We start from the raw sequence: 2,568 nt of genomic DNA on the forward strand, positions 1-2,568 counted from the left end.
ATGAAGGATCAGACAATGCGTCAACTCATCAGCACAGGTTCACCTTGGGAGCCCAAAGTCGGGTACTCACGGGCGGTGATCGTGAACGATACGATCTATATTTCAGGAACGGCCGGGAAAGGCCCGGACGTCTACACGCAGACCAGAGATGCGCTCGCCACGCTCGAGAAGGTACTCACCGACCATGGTTTCCAGTTGTCTGATGTGGTGCAGAGTCGCCTGGTGGTCTCCGACTTTGCGCACTGGGAAGACGCGGCGCGGGCGCATGGCGAGGTCTACGGCAGTATCCGGCCCGCTTTTTCACTGGTCCATGCCTTGCCCTTCGTCGATGACGCGATCCTGGCAGAGGTGGAGGCCATTGCTGTCAGAGTCGATAAGTGAAGACGCAGACTGATCAGCACGTCCGGCTCTCGGGCCGCGCACTGGCGGTGCTGTCGGTGGCCGCCGGCAGCGCCATTGCCAACAACTACGCCATGCAACCGGCGCTGTCGCTCATCGCTGCGGAGTTTGGCGTTCCGGTGGCAGCGATGACGGCCTTGGCATCCGCGGCCATCATCGGCTATCTGCTCGGCCTGGTGCTGCTGGTTCCGCTGACGGACAAGTTGAGCCCGCGCGTGCTGATTCCGGGACAGTTGTTCGCGCTTGCATGTGCATTGCTGCTTGCCGCTTGGGCCGCAAGCCCGGAGGGACTGATTGGCTGCTTCGTTCTGGTCGGCGCGACGACGACGGTGGCTGCGCAAAGCAGTGCCGTGGTCGGCAAGTACGCCCACGCCCAGCGCCGAGCCCTTAGCATGGCGACGATTTCGGCGGGCATATCGGCAGGGATATTGTTGAGTCGATTCGTCGGTGGCGTACTGGCACAGTGGTGGGGCTGGCGCGGCGCGCTGTTGGGCTTTGCCGCCTTCGCCGCAGTGTCAGCCCTTTGCGTGCTGCCGTTATTGCCCACACAAGGTCCAGATGCGCAAAGCGGATACTTTTCGAGCTTGCGCAGTATGCCGATACTGATGAAGACATCGAGGGAACTGCGCTTGCGCATCTACGCCGGGATGCTGTGGTTCTTCGCGTTCAATCTGATCTGGGTCGGCCTGGCCGTGCGCCTGGCGGCGCCGCCCTTCAACCTGGATGCGGCACACATTGGACTCTACAGCCTTGCCGGACTGTTGGGCCTGGTCATGACGCGCGTGGCCGGGCGTCTGGCAGACCGATTTGGTCATCGGCGGGTAATTGTCAGTGGTCTGACTTCCGCCTTTTTTGCCGCGATTGGATTGGCGCTGGTACTTGGGCATCCTGCCGCCCTCGCAGTCGCGCTGGCGGTGTTCGACGCCGGCTGTTTCACCGCACAGGTCGCCAACCAGGCGGGAGTGGTCGCGATTGCGCCTTCGCGCGCAGGGGTGTTGAATTCGGCTTACCTGTTTTTCTATTACGTTGCTGGCGCCATTGGTGCTGCCATGGCGGGCGTCGTCGTCGGTCGTGCCGGCTGGGAAGCGCTTGCCTTATTGGCTGCGGTTGCCACAGCCAGCGCGGCGATCATAAGCTGGTTGTCCGCTCACAAGATTGTATGAAGACGCCACATAACGTATGATAAAAAAATAATTCTTCATAAATCGTTCCCGAAGCCCCCTTTCGGGGACACGACATCGCCATCCACGCTCCATGTTCCCTGTCATACGCAAGCTGCTGGACGACACAGCGCCCGGTCTCAAAAAGAAAATCGTTGGCATCTACCTCTTCCTGATTCTCTTCAATGTCGCCGCCTGGCTCGCTGCCTTTGCCGTGTTCCGCCAGAATCCCCTGCTCCTGGGCACGGCTTTCCTGGCCTACAGTTTCGGCTTGCGCCATGCGGTGGATGCCGACCATATCGCCGCCATCGACAATGTCACGCGCAAACTCATGCAGGATGGGAAGAGACCAGTCAGCGTCGGTTTGATGTTTTCGCTCGGACATTCCACCGTGGTCATCCTGGCCTGCCTGCTGCTGGCATGGACCACCATGGCAATGCAAGCGCACCTGGAGTCGTTCCATGAGATCGGCGGCATCATCGGCACCCTGGTCTCGGCTTTTTTCCTGCTGCTGATTGCAGCCTTCAATCTTGCGATCCTGGTTTCTCTTTGGCGCAAGTTCCGCGATGTGCGTCTGGGTCGGGCCCATGATGAAGAAGACCTGAATGTGCTGCTGGATAAGCGCGGCATCTGGGCACGCATCTTCCGGCCGATGTTCCGACTGATCTCGCGCAGCTGGCACATGTTTCCGCTGGGTTTTCTGTTCGGCCTGGGCTTTGATACGGCCACCGAGATTTCCTTGTTGGGCATCTCGGCCACCCAGACTGCCAATGGTCTATCCATCTGGTCGATCCTGATCTTCCCCCTGCTCTTCACCGCAGGCATGTCGCTGGTGGACACCACGGACGGCATCCTGATGCTGGGTGCCTATCAGTGGGCCTTCGTCAAACCGGTGCGCAAGCTTTACTACAACATGGCCATCACCTCCCTGTCGGTCGTGGTGGCCTTGATCGTGGGCGGGATCGAGGTGCTGGGCCTGGTCCCGGATCAATTTGCACTTGTCCGGGCC

The 2,568-nt window shown here is 60.2% G+C and carries 3 protein-coding genes; all 3 read left to right on the forward strand.

Going from position 1 to position 2,568, the window contains the following annotated elements; genetic code table 11:
* Positions 1 to 15: 15 nt before the first annotated feature.
* Positions 16 to 381 (forward strand): RidA family protein, encoded by a 366-nt coding sequence (locus I5W_RS21850; RefSeq protein WP_044530818.1) that lies wholly within the window; start codon positions 16 to 18, stop codon positions 379 to 381.
* Positions 378 to 1,562, forward strand: coding sequence for an MFS transporter (locus tag I5W_RS21855; RefSeq protein ID WP_044530816.1), 1,185 nt, complete (start codon positions 378 to 380; stop codon positions 1,560 to 1,562). Before I5W_RS21850 ends, I5W_RS21855 begins: the two co-directional genes overlap by 4 nt.
* 91 nt (positions 1,563 to 1,653) lie before the next feature.
* Positions 1,654 to 2,568 (forward strand): HoxN/HupN/NixA family nickel/cobalt transporter (locus I5W_RS21860; protein WP_044530817.1); only part of this gene is annotated, 915 nt, incomplete at its 3' end.

Origin of the sequence: Herbaspirillum sp. B65, assembly GCF_000333555.1 — a bacterium.
GTDB lineage: Bacteria > Pseudomonadota > Gammaproteobacteria > Burkholderiales > Burkholderiaceae_D > Herbaspirillum > Herbaspirillum rubrisubalbicans.

What these genes read in the sequence shown, in the direction of transcription:
- I5W_RS21850 (WP_044530818.1), top strand. Translation starts at nt 16, where the DNA reads ATGCGTCAACTCATCAGCACAGGTTCACCTTGGGAGCCCAAAGTCGGG.